Below are 24,514 nucleotides of genomic sequence, written 5' to 3' on the forward strand. Positions count from 1 at the left end.
CCGGACTAGGAGCGGCCCGCGTCCCGCTCCCAGGTGCCGGAGCGGCCGCCGGCCTTGTGGTCCAACTGCACGCGCTCGAGCACCATGCCCCGGTCCATGCTCTTGCACATGTCATAGACGGTGAGGGCCGCCGCGCACGCCGCGGTGAGCGCTTCCATCTCCACGCCGGTGCGGTCCACCGTGCGCACCGTCACGCGGATGTCCAATCCGTCCGGCCCGGGGGTGGGAATCACCTCCACGCCGGACAGGGCGATGGGGTGGCAGAGGGGGATGACGTCCGGCGTCCGCTTGGCCGCCATGACGCCCGCGAGCCGCGCGGCGGCCAGCACATCCCCCTTCTCCACCTTGCCCTGGAGAATGCGCTCGAGCGTCTCGGGCAACATGCGCAGGTGCGCGGTGGCCACCGCCACCCGTTCCGTCTTCTCCTTGCCACCCACATCCACCATTTTCACCGCTTCACCGCCTCCGCCACCGCGGCGAGCAGGTCGTCCGCGATGTCATCTGGATCTTCCAAGCCCACCGACACGCGGATGAGGCTCTCGCCAATCCCCGCCGCCTGCCGCTCCTCGGGCGTCATGCGGCGCGCGCTCGCGCTCGCCGCGTGCATCACCAGGGTGCCCACGTCCCCGAGTGACGGTCCCGCCCGCGCCACCTTCACCGCTTCCAGGAAGCGGAAGCACTCCGGACGGCCCGCGTCCCGGATGTCGAAGGCCACCATGCCGCCAAAGCCCCCCTCCAGCACCTCGCGCGCCACCGCATGGTCCGGGTGCTCGGGCAGGCCCGGGTAGTGGACGCGCGCGATGTGAGGAGACTCGGACAACCGCCGGGCCACGTGCGCCGCGTGCGCGCAGTGGGCCTTCATCCGCACCGGCAGCGTGCGCACGCCCCGCAGGGTGAGCCACGCCTCGAAGGGCCCCAGCACGTCCCCATGGAGCAGGCGCGCGGCGCGCAGCGGCGCCATCCGCTCGCGGCTGCCACTCACCGAGCCCCCCAGGGCGTCGCTGTGCCCGTTGAGCCACTTGGTCGTGGACTGGATGGCGTAGTCCGCCCCCAGCTCGCACGCCCGCTGCCCATGGGGGGAGGGGAAGGTCGAGTCCACGGCCAGCGCCGCCCCCACGTCCCGGCAGGCCCGGGACAGGGCCCGGATGTCCGGCACGCGCAAGAGCGGATTGGTGACGCTCTCCATGAGCACCAACCGGGGCCGCAGCGCGCGCACCCGCTCGGGCGCCGACGCCTCGGAGAGGACGAGCGCCTCGACACGCACCCCGGCCCGCGCCGCCAGGTTCTTGTAGAGCGAGCGGGTGACGCCGTAGCCATCCGCGGCCATCACCACCGTGTCGCCCTCGCGCAGGCCCTGCGCCTCGAAGACGGCCCGGAGCGCCGCCATGCCGCTCGCATAGACCACGCACGCCTCGGCCCCCTCCAGCGCCGCCACCGCCTCCTCCAGGAGGACGGCGTTGGGCGCGGAGATGCGCGAGTAGACGTAGTCCTTGCCGTCCAGCGCCGCGTCCAGCTCGTCGCTGTCCTCGAAGTAGCTCACCGCGGACACGTGGATGGGCGGCACCACGGGCTGGGACTTGCTGCCCGTGAGCCGGGAGCCCGCGTGCACCGCCACCGTCTGGCGTTTCGTGCTCACGAGCCCTCTTCGATCAGCCAGCGCTCGGCGTCGATGGCCGCCATGCAGCCCGAGCCCGCGGCGGTGATGGCCTGACGGTAGTAGCTGTCCTGCACGTCACCACAGGCGAAGACGCCCGGGATGGCGGTCCGGGTGCTGCCCGGCACCGTCTTGAGGTAGCCCGACTGGTGCGTCTCCAGGACGCCCTGGAACAGGCCCGTGGTGGGCGTGTGCCCGATCGCCACGAACAGGCCCGAGGCCTCCACCAGCCGCGTGTCATTCGTCTTGAGGTTGCGCACCACGGCGCCCGTCATGCCCCGCTCGTTGCCCACCACCTCGTCGATGGCGCTGTCCCACATGAAGGAAATCTTGGGATTCTTGAGGACCCGGTCCTGCATCACCTTCGAGGCGCGCAGGGTGTCGCGCCGGTGCACCAGGGTGACGCTCTTGACGATCTTCGCCAGGTACGTGGCCTCTTCCATGGCGGTGTCTCCGCCGCCCACGACGATCACGTCCTGGTTCTTGAAGAAGGCCCCGTCACAGGTGGCACACGCGGACACCCCCCGGTTCTTGAACTGATCCTCGCCCTTGACGTGCAGCCACTTGGCGCTCGCCCCGGTGGCGATGATGACCGTCTCCGAGTAGCAGCTCACCGACTCGCCCTCGATGAAGAAGGGGCGCTTGCTCAGGTCCACCTTCACCACGTTCTCCATGTGGATGACGGTGCCAAAGCGCTCGGCCTGCTTCTGGAAGTGGTCCATCAGCTCCGGCCCGGTGATGCCCTCCGGGAAGCCCGGGTAGTTCTCCACCTCGGTGGTGATCATGAGCTGCCCCCCCGGTACGCGCTGGGCGTCCTCCAGGGTGGGGCCACCGGCGAACATGACCGGCTGCAAGTTGGCACGCGCGGCGTAGATGGCCGCGGTGTAGCCCGCCGGCCCCGAGCCGATGATGGTCACCTTATTGATCTTCTCCGCCACGGGTCACCACTCCTGTTTCTCACGAGGGAAAGGGCCGCAACGTACCAGAGCCTTCCGGGTCGTGGTACGAAGCCGCGACACATGGATGCCTCGCTCCTCAAGAAGGTTGCGCTCTTCGAGGGCCTTACCCACAGCCAGCTGCACCGCGTGGCGACGATCGCCCGGCCCCGGGGCTATGAGGCGGGGGCTTGCCTGTTCCGCGAGGGGGACGTGGGCCGGGAGATGTTCATCATCCTGGAGGGCAAGGTGCGCATCTCCCAGCAGGTGCCCGGCATGGGCGAGGAGGCGCTCGCCATCCTCGAGAAGGGCCAGTATTTCGGGGAAATGTCGGTGATCGAGGACATCCCCCGTTCCGCCGATGCCTTCGCCCACACCTCGTGCACGTTGTGGGTCATCGAGCGCGAACAGTTGGATCAGTTGATGTTCACGGACAAGGACCTGGCCTACGTCCTGCTCTGGAGCTTCGTGCGCACCCTGTCCGTGCGGCTGCGGGAGACGAACGAGAAGATGAAGACCTTCCTCGCGCTCTCGCGTTTCTAACGGAGCGCACAGCCCCCCGCCAGGGATGTGGCTGAACTGCTCCCCACCAGACAAGCAAGGCAGAAGGCCGGTGCCCGCGACCCGGCCGGGCTCGCCAGCCTCCAAGGCACTGCGCTAGGACTCCCCGCACATCCTGGCCCGCCGGGACTCGACCGCCGCCGTCTGGAGACCCCCATGCTGATTCGCAAGGTCCTGCTCGTGGACGACGAGGACGACATCCGGACCATCGGCCGGTTGAGCCTCAGCCGCGTGGGCAAGTGGGAAACGGTGCTCGCCGCCCACGGCGCCGAGGCCCTGGAGAAGGCCGCCGCCGAGCAGCCCGACCTCATCCTGCTGGATGTGATGATGCCCGGCATGGATGGGCCCACCACCCTCGCCCGGCTGCGCGCGCAGGAATCCACGGCCCGCATCCCCGTCATCTTCATGACGGCGAAGATCCAGAAGCACGAGCTGGCGCGCTATCTGGAACTGGGAGCCGCGGGCGTCATTGGCAAACCCTTCGAGCCCATGTCCCTGCCGGCGGAAATCAAGAAGCTCCTGCCGTGAAGATTCCCCTGAAGAGGCGCCGCTTCTCCCGACGCACCGTGGTGTTCGCCGCCCTGGCGCTGGCGCTGCTGTGCGTGCTCTTCGTGCTCGGCCGTCCCCTGCCCTTCACCGAGCACGACACCTACCGCGCCCAGTTGCGCCAGCTCCGGATGGACAGCACGCAGTTGGACCAGCGCATCCTCCAGTACCACCTGGGACTGCCGAACGCGACGGACGCCGCCCCGGAGGACTTCGTCAGGCTGAGACAACAGGCCCAGGCACTGCGGACCACCCCCTCGTACCTGTCCTCGAAGGAGCAGCAGGTGGTGGGCGCGAGCCTGAACGCCTACGTGAAGACGCTGGTCGAGGGAGAAATGCTGCTCTCGAACCTGCGGGGCGAGGCCGCGCGCCAGCGGGAGCGGCGGGAGCGTTTCGAACGAGAAGTCTCCGCGCTGACCGGGCAACTTCCCGCCGGCGCCGCGCGTGAGCGTGCACGGGCATTGGCCTCCGCCGTGCGCTCCAACGCGGACAAGCGGGATGGCCCCGCGATGGAACAAGCACTCACCGCCCTGACGGCGATGACCGCCGAGTTTCCAGGGGAGGAATCCGCCGACGCCCGGCTGGAGGCGGAGGCCCGGGCGCTGCTCACCCACGCCAGGGCCCGCGAGGACATGCTGCTGCGCATGACGAAGGAGTACCCCCTCGGGCCTCAAGCCGAGACAGTCATCTCCTCCTACCTGCGCCTGTACGAGGGCGCCCAGCTCCGCTCCGAGCGCTTCCGCGTCCTGCTCTTCATCATCACGCTGCTGCTCGTGGCCTTCGTGCTGGAAGCGCTCTGGCGGCTGTCGCGCACGGGCGAGGCGCTCGACGCGCTCAACGCGGAGCTGGAGCGGCGCGTGGAGGAGCGCACCCAGGCCCTGTCCGCCGCCAACACGGAGCTGCGCGAGAGCGAGGCGCGAAAGGCCGCCATCCTGCAGAGCGCCCCGGACGGCATCATCACCCTGGACGAGAAGGGCCTCGTGCTGGACTTCAACCCCACCGCGGAACAGCTCTTCCGGCTGCCGCGCGCGAACGCCCTGGGACGCGACTTCCTCACCCTGTCGCTCTCCGCGGCGGTGAAGCCCGAGCAGCGCGCCCAGCTCACCCGGGCGCTCCACGCGGACACCCCACCCGGCCAGGCCACACGGCTGGAAGTGCCCGCCCTGCGCACCGACGGCGGCACCTTCCCCGCCGAGCTCACCCTCTTGCGCGTGCGCAGCGAGGGCCCGCCGCGCTTCACCACCTATGTGCGCGACATCACCGAGCGTCAGCACGTGGAGCGGCTCAAGAACGAGTTCATCTCCACGGTGAGCCACGAGCTGCGCACCCCCCTCACGTCCATCCGCGGCTCGCTGGGCCTGCTGGAGGGAGGCGTGGTGGGCGAGCTGGAGGCCCCCGTGCTGGACATGGTGCGCATCGCCCGCACCAACACCGAGCGGCTCATCCGCCTCATCAACGACATCCTCGACCTGGAGAAGATGGAATCGGGGATGCTGGAGCTCAAACCGCAGCCGGTGGACAGCGCCGAGCTCATCGAGACCACCTTCTCGGGCGTCCAGGCCATGGCGGACGCGGCGCGCGTCACCCTGGTGGCCCGGGCGGACGACGCGGGCGCGGTGCGGGCGGACCGAGACCGGCTCATCCAGGTGCTCACCAACCTGGTGTCCAACGCCATCAAGTTCTCCCCCGTGGACAGCCAGGTGGAGGTGCGGGCCGCCCGGGACGCCCGGGGCCAGGTGCGCTTCTCCGTGGTGGACCAGGGGCCGGGCATCCCCCTGGACAAGCGCGCGCGGCTCTTCGGCAAGTTCCAGCAACTGGACAGCTCGGACAGCCGCTCCAAGGGAGGCACGGGCCTCGGGCTCGCCATCTCCCAGGCCATCGTCGAACAGCATGGCGGCCACATCGAGGTCCTGGGCGAGCCGGGTGAAGGCACCACCTTCACCTTCTCGCTCCAGGCGGTGCGCCAGGGGTCGGGGGCCCTGTCGCGCATGACGGACGACTCGCGCCACACCCTGCTCGTGGTGACGGCGGACGCGGAGCTGTCCGGCCTCTTGCGCGGCCTGCTCTCCCAGGAGGGCTACCGCGTGCTGCGCACCCCCTCCCTGGACGAGGCGGCCAGGCTCATTGGCGAGGGCGAGCCAGACGCGCTCCTGGTGGACCCGAGGGGAATGGAGGGCCGGGACGTGGACTTCGTGCGCCGGCTGCGGGAACAGCCGCGCGGACGGGAACTGCCCGTGCTGATGCTCGCCGAGCGCGCGGAGGGCGGCATCCAACCCCTGCTGGTGGATTGGATGAAGAAACCCCTCGACGAGGGACGCTTCCTGCACACCCTGCGCGCCATCATCCGCCAGCCCGGCCAGGCGCGCGTGCTCCTGGTGGATGACGACGTCACCACGCGCCAGGTGCTGCGCGCCCGGCTCGAGGGGCTCGGCGCCATCTGCTTCGAGGCCGAGGACGGGGAGCGCGCGGTGGCCCTGGCGCGCGTGACGCCACCGGACCTCATCGTCCTGGACGTGAACCTGCCCCGGCTGGATGGCTTCGAGGTGGTGGACATCCTGCGCCAGGGCAAGGGCCGGGGCACCCCCCTCATCGTCTTCACCGGACGCGACTTGAGCTCGGCGGACCAGCACCAGCTCACGCTCGGCAATACCCGCCACCTCATCAAGACCCGCACCAGCGAGGACACATTGATGACGTCCGTGAAGGAATTGCTCAACGGGCTGCTCGCCCAACGGGATCACGGCCGTGCACCGCACAAGGAGCTCTCATGACACGCGGAACACTCCTCTTCCTGGAGGATGACAGGGATTTGCAGTCGCTCGTGTCCACCTACCTGCGCGAGCGCGGCTACCAGGTGGAGTCGGCGCGCTCGGTGAAGGAGGCACGCGACGTGCTGAGCCGCTCGCGGGTGGACGCCGCCATCGTGGACGGCCTGCTGCCCGGGATGTCGGGCACGGACTTCATCCAGGAGCTGCGCCGCGACGAGCCAAGCCTGCCCATCCTCTTCGCCTCCGCCTTCTGGCGCGACCTGAAGAGCCATGAGCTGCTCACCCGCCAGCTCAAGGTGGCGCGCGTGCTGCACAAGCCCTACAAGCCCCAGGAACTCCTCGTCTGGGTGGAACAGGTGGTGGCGCCCCGTCCGCCCCCTCCTCCGCCCCCCGAATCGCTCCAACCCGAAGTGGAGCGGGACGAGGACCTCACCGCCATGCTCGCGCAGCTCAATGGCGAGTACGGCGCCCGCCTGGGAGACAAGGTCCGCGAGTTCTCCGGCCTCCTCGAGCGAGCCCACGCCGGAGCGGCCGGGGCGCTGGAAGACGCGTTCATGCTCGCCCACAAGCTGCATGGAACCGCGGGCTCCTATGGCTTCGTGCACGTGAGCGCGGCGGCGGGCCGGCTGGAAAACCTCCTGCGGCCCGTACGTGATGGAGAGAAGGCCGCGGACTGGAATGCCCTGCGCACCGCCGCGCGGGAGCTCGGGCAGCTCGCCCAGCGCGCCCTGTCCCCCCACCCGCCCCCGCTCCCCAAGCCGAGCGACGGCACCTCGGCCAGCCTCCTCGGCACGGTGCTGGTGGCGGACGAGGATCCCCAGTGGCTCGCCGAGGTGGAGCACATGGGCCGCGAGCGCATGGTGCGCGTGGTGACGGCCCGCACCGAGGACGAGGCGGTGGACGCGGCCCGCCAGCAAGGGTTGGACGGCGCGCTGCTGCACGTGGACCTGGGCCAGAAGGAGGGGGGCTTCCAGGCCGCGGCGCGGCTGCGCGGCGAGGACGGGCTGCAATCCCTCCCCCTCGCCTTCTTCGGCGCCCAGGGGGACGTGCCCTACCGGGTGGCGGCCGCCCACGCCGGCGCCTCGCTCTACCTGCCCCGGCCCTTCTCCGCGCAGGACCTGATGGAGGCCGTGGAGCGCATGGCCTCCACCCGGCGCCCCGAGCGCTCCCGCGTGCTGGTGCTCGACGACGATCCGGACGCGGTGCGGACCCTGAGCGTCGCGCTGACGAGCCCCCGGGTGGAAGTGGTGGGCCTGGGCGATCCCTTCCGGCTGGTGGAGTCCCTGGCCGAGCACCGGCCGGACCTGCTGCTGCTGGACGTGGAGATGCCGGGACCCAGCGGCTTCGACCTGTGCCGCATCGTGCGCTCCATGCCCGAGTGGAGGGAGTTGCCCATCCTCTTCATCACCGCGCACACCGGCGTGGAGTTCCGCGTGGCGGCCTTCCAGGCGGGCGCGGACGACTACCTCTCCAAACCCGTGCTGCGAGAGGAATTGCGCGCGCGCGTGCACTCGCGCCTGGAGCGGGCGCGGCTCGCGCGAGACCGGGCCGAGCGCGATTCCCTCACGGGCCTGCTGTTGCGCAGGCCCTTCCTCGAGAGCCTTCGCGGACGCCTCGCCGAGGCCCTCCGGCAAGACAAGCCGCTCGCGCTCCTGCTCCTGGACCTGGACCGCTTCAAGCAGGTGAATGACACCCACGGCCACCTCGCGGGCGATCGCGTGTTGGTGCGCCTGGGCCGGATGCTGGCCGCGCGCTTCCGCAAGGAGGACCTGCGCTGCCGCTGGGGTGGGGAGGAATTCGCCGTGACGCTCCTCGGGGAAACGGCCCAGAGCGCCCGGGACATCCTCTCGCGCACGGCGCGGGAGCTGGGACGCATCGCCTTCGAGGGGGAGAAGGGAGAGACCTTCCACGTCACCCTCAGCGCCGGCATCGCCGTGGCCTCCCAGGACGGCACCCAGGTGGAAACCCTGCTTCAACGCGCCGACGAGCGGCTGTACCGCGCGAAGCGCAACGGCCGAGACCGCATCGAGATTTGAACTTCACCGGGCGCTCAATCCCTCACATCGCCCAGTGACAAAACAATCGCAGTGAAAAGGCCTGGCACTCCGCGACTCGGAGGCCGGGCCTTCTCATTAAAACTCTTTCACCGCGATGAAAGAAGACGCCAGCGTTTGCGTCCGGCAAGCAGGCGTGCCATTCCGTGTTGAACACGAAATATATTTGTTGGATGCTCAACATCCCGGAGCAGGAGCCAATCCCACACGTCACCACCCCATTTTCCGAACGCCAGGGCGATGAGCCCCCTCATGGCGTCACGGGAAAGCCATGCCCGCCCCCCGCTTTTCACTGTCTGTCTTCAATCGCCCTCCCCTCCCCCCAGGACGCATCATGAACAAAACCTCGCTGCTGGCCAGATTCTCACTCGTCATCGCCGTCGCCGCTTGCGGCGGCTCCGATACACCCAGCACGACAGATGACAGCGGGCCTGGACATCCCTCGGCTGGCGCCTCCGGACTCACCGTCCAGAATTGCACCGCCCTCACCCCCGTGTCGGTGAAGGCCTCGGGCGATGACGGCGCGGGAAGCGTGGCGCAGAACAGCCTGGATGACCGGCTCGACACGCGCTGGAGCGCGCTCGGCAAGGGCGCGTGGATTGACTATGACCTGGGCACCTCCCCCTCCGTGAAGGGCGCCGCCATCGCCTGGCACCAGGGAGAGCTGCGCACCAATACCTTCTCGCTGTCCACCTCCACGGATGGGAAGAACTACACCCCCGTCTACTCCGGCCAGAGCACGGGCAAGACGACGGCGGCGGAGACCTACACCTTCACGGCGAGGACAGCGCGCTATCTGCGCGTCACCGTCCAGGGCAACTCCGCGAATGACTGGGCCAGCATCGCCGAGGCGCGCGCCTGCGCGGGGAGCGCGACCGGGAGCAGCGTGGTGTGGCGCGCGGACTACGAGACGGGCGACCGCAGCCAGTGGGATCGCGCGCAGATGGTCAGCGCGGATCGGCTCCAGGTGGTGACGACCGCGGCCTCGCTCGCGCCACGACAGGGCAAGTACGCCCTCAAGGCGACCGTGCGCCAGGGCGATGATCCCATCAACGCCAGTGGCAACCGCAATGAACTGGTGAAGATGACGAACGAGCCCTCCGGCTCGGAGTACTACTACCGCTGGAGCACGATGTTCGACGCGAGCTTCCCGAGCGTGAAGACGTGGCAGCTCTTCACCCAATGGCACCACAGCGGCGACAGCGGCTCACCGCCCGTGGAGTTCTATGTGTATGGCGAAGAGGTCCGGCTCAACATCGGAGGAGACCCGGGCGTCATCGTGTGGAAGACGCCGCTCGTGCGCGGCAAGTGGCATGACTTCATCTTCCACGTGAAGTGGTCCGCCAGCGCGAGCGTGGGCTTCGTGGAGCTGTACTACAACGGCGCCCTCGTGCTGCCCAAGCGCTCCATCGCCACCCAGTTCCCCGGCATGGTCAACTACCTCAAGCTGGGCCTGTACCGCAGCGACACCGTGACCCAGACGGGCATCGTCTACCACGACAACTGGGTGATGGCCCGCAACCTGGAGGACGTGCTCTAGTCCCCGGTTGGAATGAAGACCCCGGGACAGATGGGCGCGCGCGTGAAGCACCTCTGGCGCCAGGCGCGCCACAGGTGGTGGAGCCGACTCGGGCTGGATCTCCTCCTGTTCGCGCTCGTCTTCGGGGCCGTGGCCACCTGGCAGACGCGCCGCCTGCCCGTGGGCGCGCCCGCGCCGGACTTCACCCTGCGCACGCTGTCCGGCGACACCGTGCGCCTGGCCGAGCTTCGCGGCCAACCCGTGGTGCTCGCCTTCTGGGCGCCCTGGTGCGGGGTGTGCAAGGCCGAGTCCTCCACCCTGTCCCAGCTCCAGGGCACGGTGGGCGGCTCGGCCCGGGTGCTGTCCGTGGCGGTGGCCTACGACGACGAAGCGGACGTGCGCCGCTTCGTCCGGGAGCACGACGTGGATTACCCCGTGCTGCTGGGCGGGGGAGCGCTGACACGCGCGTACGCCGTCGAACAGTTCCCCACCACCTTCTTCGTCTCCGCCGAGGGCCGCATCGAGCGGGCCGTCATCGGGTACACCACCCTGCCCGGAATGCTCTGGCGTTTGTGGTGGTGAGCCTGGCCGCCCGCTGTTCGAGCGGTCATCCAGGCCTCCTCTCACGAATACGCGGCGAGGGATGTGGGTTCGGGGCCGCCATGACCAATGTCCCTCCAGCGTCATCACGAGAGGACACCATGGGTCACAACACACAGCCATTCCTGACCGACATCTCCGAGATCCGCCGCCGGGCGCGCGAGCACCTGGAAGAGGGCGCCGTCACCAAGGACTACGAGGGAGACGTCAAGGTCGCCATCCAACTGCTCAACGACGCGCTGGCCACGGAGCTCGTCTGCGTGCTGCGCTACAGCTCGCACTACATCTCCGCCCAAGGCATCCAGAGCGAAGCGGTGAAGGCCGAGTTCGCTGAGCACGCGCGCGAGGAGCAGCAGCACGCCATGCAGCTCGCCGAGCGCATCAATCAGCTCGGCGGCACCGCCAACTTCAACCCCGAGGGGCTGCTCTCGCGCAGCGCGAGCCAGTTCGTCGAGGGCAAGAACCTGGTGGACATGATCCGCGAGGATCTGGTGGCCGAGCGCATCGCCGTCCAGACGTACCAGGAGATGATCCGCTACTTCGCCAACCATGACCCGACCACCCGGCGGCTCCTCGAGGAAATCCTCGCCAAGGAAGAGGAGCACGCCAACGACATGCACGACCTGCTCGTCGCGCATCAGGGTCAACCGATGCTCAACAGCTAGCATCTCCCCGCCGGCCCCCCGTGCCGGAGGCCGTGAAAGGACCCTCCCGATGTCTCCCCTTGCCTCTTGCGGCGAGGGTCGAGGCAACGTGGAGGGTCTTCTCTTGCGACATGTCTTCGCATGGCAGCCCCTTGACACGAGGTCCCAAGCCATGGGAGTAGACCATTCAGAAAACGATAATGAGAACCATTCTCAATATCGACGACATCCGCTTGGGAGTGGGGGGGCCAGCAGGCGGCGAGCTGGGCAGGAGAAGAGACGCATGGGAGCGAGCACGAAGGTGGCCCTGGTGACGGGAGCCGCGCAGGGCATCGGGGCGGCGGTGGCACGCGCCCTCTCGGGAGACGCCATGATCGTGGCGCTCGACACGAAGGCGGAGGGGCTGTCCGCGTTGGTGGCGGAGCTGCGAGCGCGGGGCGCCCGGGCGGAGGCCATCGTCGCGGACGTGAGCGATAGCGCCGCGGTGGAGGCGGCGGTCGAGCGGATCGAACGCGACCTGGGGCCCATCTCCGTCCTGGTCAACGTGGCCGGAGTGCTGCGGGTGGGTCCGGTCGTGTCGTTCAGCGACGAGGACTGGGCGGCCACCTTCGCGGTCAACACCCACGGGGTATTCCACGTCAGCCGCGCCGTGGCCCGGCGCATGGTGCCTCGCAAGGAAGGCGTCATCGTCACCGTGGGCTCGAACGCCGCGGGCATGCCCCGGATGAACATGGCCGCCTATGCCGCCTCCAAGGCCGCCACCACCCTGTTCACCAAGTGTCTGGGGTTGGAGCTGGCCCGGCACGGCATCCGTTGCAACGTCGTGTCCCCGGGCTCCACGGACACGGACATGCAGCGCTCGCTGTGGACGGATGAGCACGGCGCGAACGCGGTGATCGCGGGCGCGCCCGAGGCCTTCCGCGTGGGGATTCCCCTGCGCCGCATCGCCACCCCCGACGACATCGCCGAGGCCGTGTTGTTCCTCGTGTCCGAGCGGGCCCGCCACATCACCCTGCACGACCTGTGTGTCGACGGCGGCGCCACCCTCGGCGTCTAGACCCACCGCACCTCTTCATCCACCCCTCCTTTTCCCCTGGGTCGGACCGGAGCGAGCGCTCCGTTTCCCGACACGAAGGTCACCGACATGTCCGAACGTCCCATGGCGCAGACGCTGGCCACGCAGTTGCTCGACAGCTACGAGGCGGGCTCGTCCTTCTTCTTCGCTTCCCCCAAGCGGACCCTGCTGGCGCGGGGCACCTTCGCCACCGTGCCGCCGATGGAAGGCCCGGACGCGCTGAGGCGGCTGCCCGAGCGCGTGACGGCGGTGCTCAACGAGGCCCGGGACGCGTCCCATGACATCCCGGTGGTGGTGGGCGCGGTGCCCTTCGACGGCGCGCTCCCCGCCCAGCTCGTGGTGCCCATGACGATGCAGCGCGCGGGCTCCCTGGCGTTCGACGCGGCGTCTCCGCGCGTCACGTCCCAGGCCCGCTACACCCTGCGGCCCGTGCCCGAGCCCGCCGCCTACCTGCACGGCGTCGCCCAGGCGCTGGAGCTCATGCGCAGCAGCCCCTTGCGCAAGGTGGTGCTGTCGCGCTCGCTGCACCTGGACACCCCCACGCCCATCGACCTGACCCAGCTGCTGCGCAACCTCGCCCAGCGCAATGCCGCGGGCTATACCTTCGCGGTGGATCTGCCCGCCCACGAGGGAACGGGCCGCCGCACGCTCATCGGCGCCAGCCCCGAGCTGCTGGTCTCCCGCTCCGGATTGCAGGTGCTCGCCAATCCGCTCGCGGGCTCGGCGGCGCGCAGCCCCGACCCCGTCGAGGATCAAGCCCGGGCCACCGCGCTGATGGCCTCGCCCAAGGATCTGCACGAGCACGCGGTGGTGATCGACGCCGTCGCCGAGGCCCTGCGCCCGTACTGCAAGACGCTGGAGGTGCCCAAGGGCCCCTCGCTCATCCACACGCCCACCATGTGGCACCTGTCCAGCCGCATCAGTGGCGAGCTGTTGGACCCGTCCATCTCCTCGCTGACGCTGGCGGCCGCGATGCACCCCACGCCCGCGGTGTGCGGCTACCCGACGCGGCTCGCGCACGATGCCATCGGCTCCATCGAGCCGTTCGAGCGCGGCTTCTACACGGGCACGGTGGGCTGGTGCGACGCGACGGGTGACGGGCAGTGGGCGGTGACCATCCGCTGCGCCGAGGCCGATGAGCGCACGCTGCGGCTGTTCGCGGGCGCGGGCATCGTGCTCGGCTCGACGCCCGAGTCCGAGCTGGCGGAGACGGAGGCGAAGTTCCGCACCATGCTCCACGCCATGGGCCTGGGCCACGAGGTGCGGCCATGAGCGAGTCCTTTCCGGGCTGCCCCACCTGGCCCGAGGCGTTCGCCACGCGCTACCGCCAGGCGGGCTACTGGCGCGGAGAGACCTTCGGCCAGATGCTGCGGGACCGGGCCGCCCGCCAGGGAGAGCACACCGCGATCGTCTCGGGCGGGGAGCGCCTGAGCTACCGCGAGCTGGATCTCCGCGCGGACCGGCTGGCCGCGGGCTTCCATGCCCTGGGCATCCAGGCCGGGGACCGGGTGGTGGTGCAACTGCCCAACATCGCCGCGTTCCTCGAGGTGTGCTTCGCGCTGTTCCGCCTGGGCGCGCTGCCGGTGTTCGCGCTGCCGGCCCACCGCGCCGCGGAGATTGGCTACTTCTGCGAGTTCACCCAGGCGGTCGCCTACATCATCCCGGACAAGCACGGGGGCTTCGACTACCGCGCGCTGGCCGAGCAGATCCGCGCCACGGTGCCGGGTCTGCGCCATGTCATCGTCGCGGGAGAGGCGGGGCCGCACCTCGCCCTGAGCGGCCTGTACACCGAGCCCGTCGCGCTGTCCGGACCGGCGCCCCACGACGTGGCCTTCTTCCAGTTGTCCGGCGGCAGCACCGGCGTGCCCAAGCTCATCCCGCGCACCCACGACGACTACATCTACAGCCTGCGGGGCAGCGTGGAGATCTGCCAGCTCGACGAGCGGAGCGTGTACCTGTGCGCCCTGCCCGCCTCGCACAACTTCCCCCTCAGCTCGCCGGGCACGCTCGGCACGCTGTACGCGGGAGGCACGGTGGTGATGGCCGCCAACCCCAGCCCGGACGAGTGCTTTCCGTTGATCGCCCGCGAGCGGGTGACGATCACCGCGCTGGTGCCTCCCCTGGCGATGATCTGGATGGAGTCCACCCAGGCGAAGCGCCATGACCTGTCCAGCCTGCGGGTGCTCCAGGTGGGAGGCGCCCGGCTCAGCAACGAGGCCGCGCGGCGCGTGCGTCCCACCCTGGGCTGCACGCTCCAGCAGGTGTTCGGCATGGCCGAGGGTCTGGTCAACTACACCCGGCTGGACGACCCCGAGGATCGCATCGTCACCACCCAGGGCCGCCCCATCTCCCCGGACGATGAAATCCGCGTGGTGGACGAGGACGGCCAGGACGTGGCGCCCGGGGAGACGGGCCAGCTCCTGACGCGAGGCCCCTACACCATCCGCGGCTACTACCGGGCCGAGGCCCACAACGCGCGGGCCTTCACCGCCGACGGTTTCTATTGCACGGGAGACCTCGTGCGCCTGACGCCCGAGGGCGACGTGGTGGTGGAAGGCCGCGCGAAGGATCAAATCAACCGGGGAGGCGACAAGGTCGCGGCCGAGGAGGTCGAGAATCACCTGCTCGCCCACCCGAACGTCCACAACGCGGCCGTGGTGGCCCTGCCCGACGCCTTCCTCGGGGAGCGCTCCTGCGCGTTCGTCATCCCGCGAGACACCCGGCCGACCGCCGCCGCGCTCACCGCCTTCCTGCGCTCGCGCGGACTGGCGGCCTTCAAGATTCCGGATCGGATCGAATTCGTCGATGCCTTCCCCCAGACGGGCGTCGGCAAGGTCAGCAAGAAAGACCTGCGCGCGGCGCTCGTGCGCGCGGCGCCGCCCCGGACCTGAACCCCCACGCCATTCCCTCCCTCGACTTGAAAGGAGCCATCCCATGGCACTTCCCGCCATTGCCCCCTACTCCATGCCCAGCGCGTCCGACCTGCCCAAGAACAAGGTGTCGTGGACTCCCGAGGCGAAGCGCTCGGTGCTGCTCATCCACGACATGCAGCGCTACTTCGTGGGCGCCTTCACCGCCGGCCAGTCTCCGGTGAACGAGCTGGTGGCCAACATCCAGCGGCTGCGCGGCCACTGCACCGCCCTGGGCATCCCCGTGGTGTTCTCGGCCCAGCCCGGTGGACAGACGCCCTCGCAGCGCGGGCTCCAGCTGGACATGTGGGGCGCGGGCATCAACGGCGGCCCGGACCAGAAGCAGATCATCGAGGCGCTTCAGCCCGCTCCGGGCGACATCCACCTCACCAAGTGGCGCTACAGCGCGTTCCACAACACCGCCCTGATGGACGTCCTGCGTGAGCAGGGCCGCGATCAGCTCATCATCACCGGCATCTACGCGCACATCGGCTGCCTGCAGACGGCCACCCATGCCTTCATGAGCGACGTGCAGCCATTCATGGTCGCCGATGCCCTGGGAGACTTCTCCCGGGAGCAGCACCAACTGGCGCTCGACTACGCGGCGAAGCTGTGCGGCGTCACCGCCACCACGGACGGCATCATCGAGTTGCTGGGGCCCGCGAGCGTGGAGGCCGGACAGCCGCTCAGCCCTCAACAGGTGCGCCAGGACGTCGCCGAACTGCTCGCGCAGACGGCCTCGGAGATTGGCGAGGACGAGAACCTGCTCGAGCGGGGCATGGACTCCATCCGCATCATGAGCCTGGTGGAGCGCTGGCGGCGCACCGGAGCGGAAGTGTCCTTCGTGGAGCTGGCCGAGAAGCCGACGCTGACCGATTGGTACGCGCTGCTCTCGCCGAGTTCCCGTGCGCCCGTCGCCGTGACGATGCGTTGAACCCATCCCAGAAGGTAACGAGTCATGAGTGAGTCGCGGGATGCAGTCTGGCCGCTGTCGGCGGCCCAGCACGGAATCTGGTCGGGCCAGCAGTTCGACCTCCAGAGCCCGGTGTACAACGCGGGCGAGTGCATCGAGATCCTCGGACCGCTCGATGTGGGGCTCTTCGAGACCTCGGTGCGGCGGGCCGTCACGGAAGCCGAGGCCCTGCACGTCCGGTTCCTCCCGGGGGAGCGGGGACCTGTCCAGGTCCTCGAGCCTCGGACGGACTGGACGCCCCACGTGGTGGACGTGAGCCAGACGCCCGACCCGTGGACCGCGGCGCGGGACTGGATGCGGACCGATCTGGCCCAGCCCGTCGACCTCACGCAAGGGCCGCTCTTCACCCAGGCCCTGTTCAAGGCCTCCTCCGAGCGCTTCTTCTGGTACCAGCGCATCCATCACATCGCGATGGACGGCTTCGGCTTCTCCCTGCTCGCGCGGCGGGTGGCGGAGCTCTACACGGCGCTGGCGTCCGGAAAGCCCCTCACTGGAGGGTTCGGCCAGCTGCGCGCGGTGCTGAACGAGGACGCCGCCTATCAGTCCGGTCCCCAGCGGGAGCTCGATCGGACCTTCTGGATGGAACACCTCGCCGACGCGCCCGCGCCCGTGACGCTGGCCCGGCCCGCCCCCATGTCCTCGAGCTTCGTGCGCCAGACGCGTCACCTGGGCACGGCGGAGAACGACAAGCTCCACGCGGCCGCGAAGCAGGCGGGCGTGAGCTGGCCGGACCTCGTGCTCGCGGCGACGGCGGCCTGGATTCACCGGAAGACCGATGCCCCCGAGGTGGTGCTCGGCCTGCCCGTGATGTCCCGGTTGGGCTCGGCCGCGCTGCGCGTGCCCTGCATGGCGATGAACATCGTGCCCCTGCGCGTCTCCGTCCACCCGGAGCTGGGCCTGTTCGAGCTGGCCAAGGGCGTGGCCTCGGAGCTGCGCGCCATCCGGCCCCACCTGCGCTACCGCTACGAGCAACTTCGCCGGGACCTGAAGATGGTGGGCGGACAGCGCCGGCTGTTCGGCCCCGTGGTCAACATCATGCCGTTCGACTACGGCCTGCGCTTCGCGGGCCTGCGGACGATCGCGCACAACATCTCCGCCGGGCCCGTCGAGGACCTCTCCATCGGCGTGTACGCCCGGAGCGATGGCCTGGGCCCCCGCGTCGACTTCGACGCCAACCCCGCCTGCTACCGCGCCGAGGAACTGGACGCCCATCAGCGGGAGTTCCTCCACCTGCTGGAGAAGTGGGTGGCCTCGCCCCATGAGGCCATCGCTCCGGCGCTCCAAGGAACGAACACGCGAGCCGCGACCGGAACCGGCGCGGCCGCCCCCGCCTCCCTGCTCGAGGGAGGACCCCTGCCCGCTCCCGCGCACCCCGTCCTGGAGTCGCTGTGCGAGCGGGCCCGGGAACAACCGGACGCCATCGCGGTGGAGCACGGCCCCTGGCGCATGAGCTACCGCGAGCTGGTCGACGCGGCGCGCGCCTTGTCCTCGCGGCTCGTCGCGGAGGGCGTGCGTCCCGACTCGCCCGTGGCGGTGATGGTGCCCCGGAGCCTGGACGCCATCGTCGCGAGCCTCGGCGTGCTGTTCGCTGGCGCGGGCTATCTGCCGCTCGATCCGTTCGGACCCGAGGCCAGGACCGCCGCCATCCTCGCCGATGCCTCGCCCGCGTTGCTCATCACGCCCGCGCAGCCGCCCGAGCCCAAGGCGGCTCCCCCGGCGCCCGGAAACCTGCTCGTGCGCCGCGAGGAGCGGTCCGCCTCGGCGAAGCCCACCGTCGAGGACCCCCAGCGCCCGGAGCACGAGCGTCTGGCCTATGTCATCTACACCTCGGGCTCGACGGGTCAGCCCAACGGCGTGCAGATCTCCCGGGGAGCGCTGGCCCACTTCGTGGCGGGCGCGACCTGGCGCTACGGCCTGAGCCGGGAGGACCGGGTGTTGCAGTTCGCGCCCCTGCACTTCGACGCCAGTGTGGAGGAGATCTTCCTCACCCTGTGCGCGGGCGCGAGGCTGGTGCTGCGCACGGACGAGATGCTCCAGTCGGTGCCCCGGCTCATCGAGGCCTGCGACGCCCACGGCATCACCGTGTTGGATCTGCCCACCGCGTTCTGGCACGAGCTGGCCTACAGCGTCTCCACGGGCTCGCTCCCGCTGCCGTCCTGTCTGCGCACCGTCATTATCGGTGGAGAAGCCGCGCTGCCCGAGCGGGTCGCTCGCTGGCGCGCGGCCGTGGGCTCCCGGGTGCAGTTGCTCAACACCTACGGCCCCACCGAGACCACCGTGGTGGCCACCGTCGCCACGCTCAGCGATGTCCCCGCGCAAGGAGCTTCCGAAGAGGTCCCCATCGGGCGTCCCCTGCCGGGCGTGAGCGCGGTGCTGCTCGACAAGCACGGACGGCCCGTCGCGCCGGGCACCGAGGGCGAGCTGTATCTGCTCGGCGGAGGACTGGCCCGGGGCTACCTGGGGCGCGCGGAGCTGGACGCGAAGCGCTTCACCTCGCTGCGGCAGTTGCCCGGAGCGCCCCGCGCCTACCGCACGGGAGATACCGCCCGGCTGCGCGAGGACGGACAACTGGTGTTCGTCGGCCGAGTGGACGATGAGTTCAAGATCAGCGGGCACCGGATCGATCCCACCGAGGTCGAGACCGCGCTGCTGGGACAGCCGGGCGTGAAGGAGGCCGCGGTGGTGGGCCAGGTGCTGGAGGGCGGAACGCGGCGGCTGTGCGCGCACATCGTCGCCACCGAGCCCGTCCCCACGGCGGCCCAACTGCGCCGGGCCCTGCTGGGAGCGCTGCCCGCGCCCATGGTGCCGGGGGCCTTCGTGTTCCGCGAGCGGCTGCCCCGGACCAGCACGGGCAAGCTGGACCGGGCCGAGCTTCGCCGGTGGACGGAGACGGAGGAGTCCACCCCGGCCCTCGAGGCCGCCACGGAGCTGGAGCGCGAGGTGCTGCGCGTCTGGGAGCAGGTGCTGGGCGTGAGCGGCGTCTCGGCGCAGGACGACTTCTTCGAGCTGGGCGGGCAGTCCCTGCAGAGCATCCAGGTCGCCAACCGGCTCGGGGTCATCCTGGGCCGCGACGTGCCGGTCGCCACGGTGTTCCGCTACCCGACGGCCGCGGGACTGGCCCAGGCCCTGGAGCACGGAGAGGACGCGGGAGCCGAGGCGGGAGGACCGCCCCCCGCCATGCTCGCCGACGCGGTGTTGGCCGAGGACATCGTTCCCCGAGGCCTGCCCCCGGCCACGGGCCAGGCTCCGCTCCGGCAGGTCCTGCTGACGGGCGCCACCGGCTTCGTGGGCGCGCACCTGTTGGATCAACTGCTGCGGCAGACGGACGCGCGGGTGGTGTGTCCGGTACGGGCCCGGGATGAAGCCCACGGCCTGGAGCGGATTCGCGCCGCCCTGACGGGCCAGGGGCTTTCCACCCAGGGCCTCGCCGAGCGGGTGCTCGCGCTCCCGGCGGACCTGACCCAACCCCTGATGGGACTGGACAGCGCGCGCTTCCACGGACTGGCCGCCGAGTGCGACGCCCTCTACCACAATGCCGCGGTGGTCAGCGTCGTGCGCGAGTACGGCAGCCTGCGGGCGGTCAACGTCCGGGGGACGCAGGAGATGCTGAGGCTGGCGGCCGCCGTACGCCCCAAGCCCCTGCACTACGTGTCGACGCTCGCGGTGGCGCCGCAGGCGAACCTGCGCCCCGAGGTGACCGAGGACTTCGTGCCCCTGCACACGGGGTTGCGCGACGGCTACCAGCGGAGCAAGTGGGTCGCGGAACGGCTGGTGGAGCAGGCCTTCGAGCGGGGCCTTCCCGTGGCCATCTACCGGTTGGGCCGCGTGGTGGGCGCACCCGACACGGGGATCGTCAATCCGCAGGACCTGGTCTGGCGCATCCTGCTCGCGGGCATTCCCACGGGCGCGCTGCCCCACATGGAGGTCAGCGAAACCTGGACGCCGGTGGACTACGTGGCGAAGGCACTCGTGCGCCTCTCCCTGGGCACCCGGCCCGGGCCGGTCTTCAACCTCACCCCCACGCCAGAGGTCCGGCTGAATGAACTGTTCGGCTGGGTGCGCGACTACGGCTACCGGCTGGACATGCAACCCCTGCCCGAGTGGCGCGCGCGCGTGGCCCGGAACACGGCCACCGCGGCTGACAGCGCCACGCTGGCCTTCTTCGATCTGCGCACGGGCTCGGCGGACGCCGCCTTCGGCCTGGGACCCATCCGCTGCGAGCGGGTGACCCACACTCTGGAAGGCAGTGGCATCCACTGTCCGCCCACGGACCGGGCGCTCCTGCACCGCTACCTCGATTATTGCGTGAAACACGGCCTCCTGCCTCGACCATGATCTCCTCCAGCCCGCACCTCGAAAATGGCTCACCCGTGATGAACCGAAACTGGACCCCTGGTTCCTGGCGGAACATGCCCGTCAAACACATCCCCGCCGACTACCCGGATCCGCAGGCCCTCGCCCGGGTCGAGCGGGAGCTGGCGCACCTGCCCGCGCTGGTGTCCGCCGAGGAGACGCGCCGCCTGCGCGCGGCGCTCGGACAGGTCGCCGAGGGCAAGGCGTTCCTGCTGCAGGGCGGCGACTGCGCGGAGAGCTTCCAGGAATTCACGCCCGGCAACGTCCGCGACACGCTCCGGCTGCTGCTCCAGATGGCCGTGGTGCTGACCTTCGCCAAGGGGCGTCCCGTGGTGAAGATCGGCCGCATCGCCGGCCAGTTCGCCAAGCCGCGCTCCAGCCCGGTGGAGACCCGGGGCGCCATCACCCTGCCGGCCTACCGCGGCGACAACATCAACGGCATGGGCTTCACCCCCCAGGAGCGCACGCCAAATCCCGAACGGCTGCTCAAGGCCCACCAGCAGTCCTCGGCCACGTTGGAGCTCGTGCGCGCCTTCGCCCGGGAGGGCTACGAGGCCCTGAGCGATCCCCGTCACTGGAAGATCGATCATCCGCTGGCCGCGCCCATCCAGGACTCGCTCGGCTTCATGCGCTCGCTGCTGGGCAACCCCGAGGAGCAGCACACGGGCCTGGACCGTCTCGACTTCTACACCAGCCACGAGGCCCTGCTGCTCAACGTGGAGGAAGCGCTGACGCGCCTCGAGCCCGCGACGGGCGAGTGGTACGACACCTCGGCCCACATGCTGTGGATTGGCGAGCGCACGCGGCAGCTCGACGGAGGCCACGTGGAGTTCATGCGCGGCATCCAGAACCCCATCGGGCTCAAGTGCGGTCCCGGCATGGATCCGGACGAACTCCTGCGGCTCATGGACGTGCTCAATCCCCAGGCGGTGCCCGGAAAGCTGGTCCTCATCGGCCGCTTCGGCGCGGACAAGGCCGCCGAGCGTCTGCCCCGCCTGATGGCCGCGACCCGGCGCGATGGCCGCCCCGTCGTCTGGAGCATCGACCCCATGCACGGCAACACGCACACGGCGGCCAATGGCTACAAGACCCGGCCCTTCGAGCGCATCCTGTCGGAGGTCCGCACCTTCACCCAGGTGGCCACCGCCGAGGGCGTCCACCCGGGCGGCCTGCACCTGGAGATGACGGGACAGGACGTCACCGAGTGCCTGGGTGGCGCCTGTGCCGTGAGCGAGGCCGACCTGTCGCGCCGCTACCTCACCCACTGCGACCCCCGGCTCAACGCCGACCAGGCCCTCCAGCTCGCCTTCCTCGTGGCGGAACACCTCCAGACCCTGCGTCCCGCGCCCGCCCAGGCCGCTTGAGGCTCCAACCGCTTGACAGCGCCTCCGATCCCGCCTAATTCCGCCTCGAAAATGAGAATGATTACCATTTTCATAATCCAGGGATTCACCGGATTGGGGCGTCGCGGGGCGTGGGGGCTCGTCGTCCTCGCGTGGCTGGGCATGGCCGGTGGCGTGTGGGCGGAGGAGGCGCCGGCCGCCCCCCCCACCCGCGAGTCGCCACGGCTCCTGAATTTCGTCGAGGCGCGCTACCCCGAGCGCGCCAAGCAGGAGCGGCTGGAGGCGCGGGTTCCCCTGCGCATCCGCCTGGACGAGGAAGGCCGCGTCACCGAGGCCGAGGTGGTGGAGTCCATTGGCCACGGCTTCGACGAGGCGGCGCGCGAGGCGGTGCTCGAAATGCGCTTCTCGCCCGCGAAGCGCGATGGGAAGGCGAAACCCTCGCGCCTCGTCTACACCTACGTGTTCCGTCTGCCCGAGGAAGCGCCTCGCGCCGCCGCGCCACCTCCACCGCCGCCCGTGCCCGTTCCCGGGCCGGACGACGTCATCGAGGTGCTGGTGCAGGGCCCCTCCCTGGCGCGGCAGCGGCGCCAGTCCGCCGAGGCGGTCCAGGTGGTGGAGACCGAGACCATCCAGCGCGAGGCGGCCGACCTGGGCGAGGCCCTGGCGCGCAGCGAGGGCGTGGGTGTGCGCCGCTCGGGGGGGCTCGGCAGCCGGTCGCGCTTCTCGCTCGCCGGGCTCACGGATGAGCAGATCCGCTTCTTCGTGGATGGCGTGCCGTTGGATCTCGCGGGCTTCGGACCCGAGTTGTCCAACGTGCCCGTCAACCTCGTGCAGCGGGTGGAGCTCTACCAGGGCGTCGTGCCCATCCGCTTCGGGACGGACGCGCTCGGAGGCGCCGTCCACCTCGTGACGGATCAACAGGTGAACCCGGGGACGGGCGCCGCCGCGTCCTACGAGCTGGGCTCCTTCGACACGCACCGGCTCACCGCCACCGCGAGGCACCTGCACGAGCCGAGCGGGCTGTTCGTGCGCGCCAATGGCTTCATCGACAGCACGCGCAACGACTACCCCATCGACGTCAAGGTCGCCAACGACCTGGGCAAGTCCGTCCCCGCGCGCATCTACCGATTCAATGACGCCTACCGGGCCTGGGGCGCGGGCGTGGAGGCGGGTTTCGTGGACAAGCCCTGGGCCCAGCGCCTGCTGCTGCGCGCCTTCGTGAATGGCTCCGACAAGGAGATCCAGAACAACGTCTTCATGACCCAGCCCTACGGCGAGGTGACGAGCGGCGAGTTCTCGGCCGGGTCCATCCTGCGCTACGAGCACTTCTTCGGCCCCGGCGTCACGGCCGACGGCATCGTGGGCTACAACTTCCGGCGAACGCACTTCGAGGACCTGGGCACGTGTGCCTACGACTGGTTCGGCCGCTGCGTCACTCAACTGCCCCAGCCCGGGGAGATCGAGTCGCGCGCCGTCGAGCGCGGGGTGAACCAACACACGGGCTTCGCGCGGCTCAACCTGGGGTGGACCCTCTCCAGTGGCCATCGGCTCCGCGTGTCGCTCGCCCCCACCGTCATCGGCCGCACGGGCGGGGACAGCCAACTCAGAGCGCGCGGGGAGTTGGATCCCCTCTCCGCCGACAGGCAGCTCACCTCCCTGGTCACCGGCGTTGAATACACCTTCAACGCCCTCGAGGAGCGCCTGGAGAACGTCCTCTTCCTCAAGGACTACTACCAGCGCGCCCAGACCCAGAAGCTCCTGCCCAGCCTGGTCTTCGTTCCGCTCGACCGGACCCTGCATGGCGTGGGCGTGGGTGACAGTGTGCGCTTCCGGCTGCTCCCGGAGCTTTACGCGAAGGCGTCCTATGAGTACGCCACGCGCCTGCCCCGTCCGGACGAGATCTTCGGGGATGGCATCCTCATCGATGACAACCTCGACCTGAATCCCGAGCGGAGCCACAACCTCAACGTGGAGTTCTCCTACGAGGGGCTTCCCACCCGGGCGGGCGCGTTCCGGGCCAACGTCCTGGGCTTCGGGCGCCTCGCGGATCAGCTCATCCTGTTGCTCGGCAAGGACAGCTACTTCACCTACCAGAACGTCTACGCGGCCCGCTCGCTGGGCGTGGCCGGGGCGGCGGGGTGGACGTCTCCGGGGCAGTACCTGTCCCTCGATGGCAACATCACCTGGCAGGACTTCCGCAACACCTCGCGCGAGGGCGACTTCGCGACCTTCCTGGGTCAGCGCATCCCCAACCGCCCCTACCTGCAAGCCAATGGCACCGCGCGCTTCCAATTGAGCGGCGTGATGAGCGCCCGGGACGAGCTCTCCCTGACGTGGCATGCGCGCTACATCCACGCGTTCTTCCGCGCCTGGGAAAAGGCCGGCACGGTGGACTCCAAGCAGGTGATTGACTCGCAACTGCTGCACTCGCTCGCGCTGTCCTATGTCACCCGGCGCGAGAACCTGACCTTCGGCTGGACGGTCGACGTGCAGAACCTGACCGACACCCCCGCCTACGACTTCTTCGGGGTGCAACGCCCCGGACGAAGTGTCTTCGCCAAGCTCATCGTCGAGCACTGA

Annotated in this window: 17 protein-coding genes; 14 read left to right on the top strand and 3 right to left on the bottom strand. The window is 69.9% G+C overall.

The window, feature by feature from the left end; genetic code table 11:
• Positions 1-5: 5 nt before the first annotated feature.
• Genes moaC through trxB form a run of 3 tightly spaced genes read right to left on the bottom strand, consistent with a single transcriptional unit; the run spans position 6 to position 2,592 of the window.
• Positions 6-452: a cyclic pyranopterin monophosphate synthase MoaC gene (gene moaC, locus MEBOL_RS04620; RefSeq protein WP_095976270.1), complete on the bottom strand. Its 447-nt coding sequence runs from the start codon at positions 450-452 to the stop codon at positions 6-8.
• Positions 449-1,636, bottom strand: coding sequence for a trans-sulfuration enzyme family protein (locus MEBOL_RS04625; protein ID WP_095976271.1), 1,188 nt, complete (start codon positions 1,634-1,636; stop codon positions 449-451). The genes moaC and MEBOL_RS04625 overlap by 4 nt, the downstream gene beginning before the upstream one ends.
• Positions 1,633-2,592, bottom strand: coding sequence for a thioredoxin-disulfide reductase (gene trxB / locus MEBOL_RS04630; RefSeq protein WP_095976272.1), 960 nt, complete (start codon positions 2,590-2,592; stop codon positions 1,633-1,635). Before trxB ends, MEBOL_RS04625 begins: the two co-directional genes overlap by 4 nt.
• A gap of 81 nt (positions 2,593-2,673) precedes the next feature.
• Between trxB and MEBOL_RS04635 the strand changes: the two genes are divergently transcribed.
• The 14 genes from MEBOL_RS04635 (at position 2,674) to mxcH (ending at position 24,514) form a co-directional block, all read left to right on the top strand.
• The gene (locus MEBOL_RS04635) at positions 2,674-3,132 is read left to right on the top strand and encodes a cyclic nucleotide-binding domain-containing protein (RefSeq protein ID WP_095976273.1); all 459 of its coding nucleotides are present in this window, start codon (positions 2,674-2,676) and stop codon (positions 3,130-3,132) included.
• A 174-nt stretch (positions 3,133-3,306) separates the two neighbouring features.
• On the top strand, positions 3,307-3,678 hold the full coding sequence (locus tag MEBOL_RS04640; protein ID WP_095976274.1) for a response regulator: 372 nt from the start codon (positions 3,307-3,309) through the stop codon (positions 3,676-3,678).
• Complete coding sequence (locus tag MEBOL_RS04645) at positions 3,675-6,467, top strand: ATP-binding protein (protein ID WP_245919454.1); 2,793 nt, start codon at positions 3,675-3,677, stop codon at positions 6,465-6,467. The genes MEBOL_RS04640 and MEBOL_RS04645 overlap by 4 nt, the downstream gene beginning before the upstream one ends.
• The gene (locus tag MEBOL_RS04650) at positions 6,464-8,500 is read left to right on the top strand and encodes a response regulator (RefSeq protein ID WP_095976275.1); all 2,037 of its coding nucleotides are present in this window, start codon (positions 6,464-6,466) and stop codon (positions 8,498-8,500) included. The genes MEBOL_RS04645 and MEBOL_RS04650 overlap by 4 nt, the downstream gene beginning before the upstream one ends.
• Before the next feature lie 352 nt (positions 8,501-8,852).
• The gene (locus MEBOL_RS04655; protein ID WP_095976276.1) at positions 8,853-10,058 is read left to right on the top strand and encodes a heparin lyase I family protein; all 1,206 of its coding nucleotides are present in this window, start codon (positions 8,853-8,855) and stop codon (positions 10,056-10,058) included.
• 12 nt (positions 10,059-10,070) lie between these two features.
• On the top strand, positions 10,071-10,619 hold the full coding sequence (locus tag MEBOL_RS04660; protein ID WP_095976277.1) for a TlpA family protein disulfide reductase: 549 nt from the start codon (positions 10,071-10,073) through the stop codon (positions 10,617-10,619).
• Positions 10,620-10,738: 119 nt separating this feature from the next.
• Positions 10,739-11,302 carry a ferritin-like domain-containing protein gene (locus tag MEBOL_RS04665; RefSeq protein WP_095976278.1) on the top strand — a complete coding sequence of 188 codons (564 nt, stop codon included), beginning with the start codon at positions 10,739-10,741 and terminating at the stop codon, positions 11,300-11,302.
• Between the two features lie 262 nt (positions 11,303-11,564).
• Positions 11,565-12,338, top strand: a complete 774-nt coding sequence (locus tag MEBOL_RS04670) for a 2,3-dihydro-2,3-dihydroxybenzoate dehydrogenase (protein ID WP_095976279.1) — start codon at positions 11,565-11,567, stop codon at positions 12,336-12,338.
• Positions 12,339-12,425: 87 nt separating this feature from the next.
• A complete protein-coding gene (dhbC, locus tag MEBOL_RS04675) occupies positions 12,426-13,628 on the top strand; it encodes an isochorismate synthase DhbC (RefSeq protein WP_095976280.1) in 1,203 nt (400 codons plus the stop codon).
• Positions 13,625-15,247 carry a (2,3-dihydroxybenzoyl)adenylate synthase gene (locus MEBOL_RS04680; RefSeq protein ID WP_095976281.1) on the top strand — a complete coding sequence of 541 codons (1,623 nt, stop codon included), beginning with the start codon at positions 13,625-13,627 and terminating at the stop codon, positions 15,245-15,247. The genes dhbC and MEBOL_RS04680 overlap by 4 nt, the downstream gene beginning before the upstream one ends.
• 43 nt (positions 15,248-15,290) lie before the next feature.
• Complete coding sequence (locus MEBOL_RS04685) at positions 15,291-16,199, top strand: isochorismatase family protein (RefSeq protein ID WP_095976282.1); 909 nt, start codon at positions 15,291-15,293, stop codon at positions 16,197-16,199.
• Between the two features lie 24 nt (positions 16,200-16,223).
• Positions 16,224-20,573 carry a myxochelin non-ribosomal peptide synthetase MxcG gene (mxcG, locus tag MEBOL_RS04690; protein WP_095976283.1) on the top strand — a complete coding sequence of 1,450 codons (4,350 nt, stop codon included), beginning with the start codon at positions 16,224-16,226 and terminating at the stop codon, positions 20,571-20,573.
• A gap of 35 nt (positions 20,574-20,608) precedes the next feature.
• A complete protein-coding gene (locus MEBOL_RS04695; protein ID WP_095982585.1) occupies positions 20,609-21,955 on the top strand; it encodes a class II 3-deoxy-7-phosphoheptulonate synthase in 1,347 nt (448 codons plus the stop codon).
• A gap of 93 nt (positions 21,956-22,048) precedes the next feature.
• Complete coding sequence (gene mxcH / locus MEBOL_RS04700; RefSeq protein WP_245919458.1) at positions 22,049-24,514, top strand: TonB-dependent siderophore myxochelin receptor MxcH; 2,466 nt, start codon at positions 22,049-22,051, stop codon at positions 24,512-24,514.

The organism is Melittangium boletus DSM 14713, assembly GCF_002305855.1.
Classification (GTDB): domain Bacteria; phylum Myxococcota; class Myxococcia; order Myxococcales; family Myxococcaceae; genus Cystobacter; species Cystobacter boletus.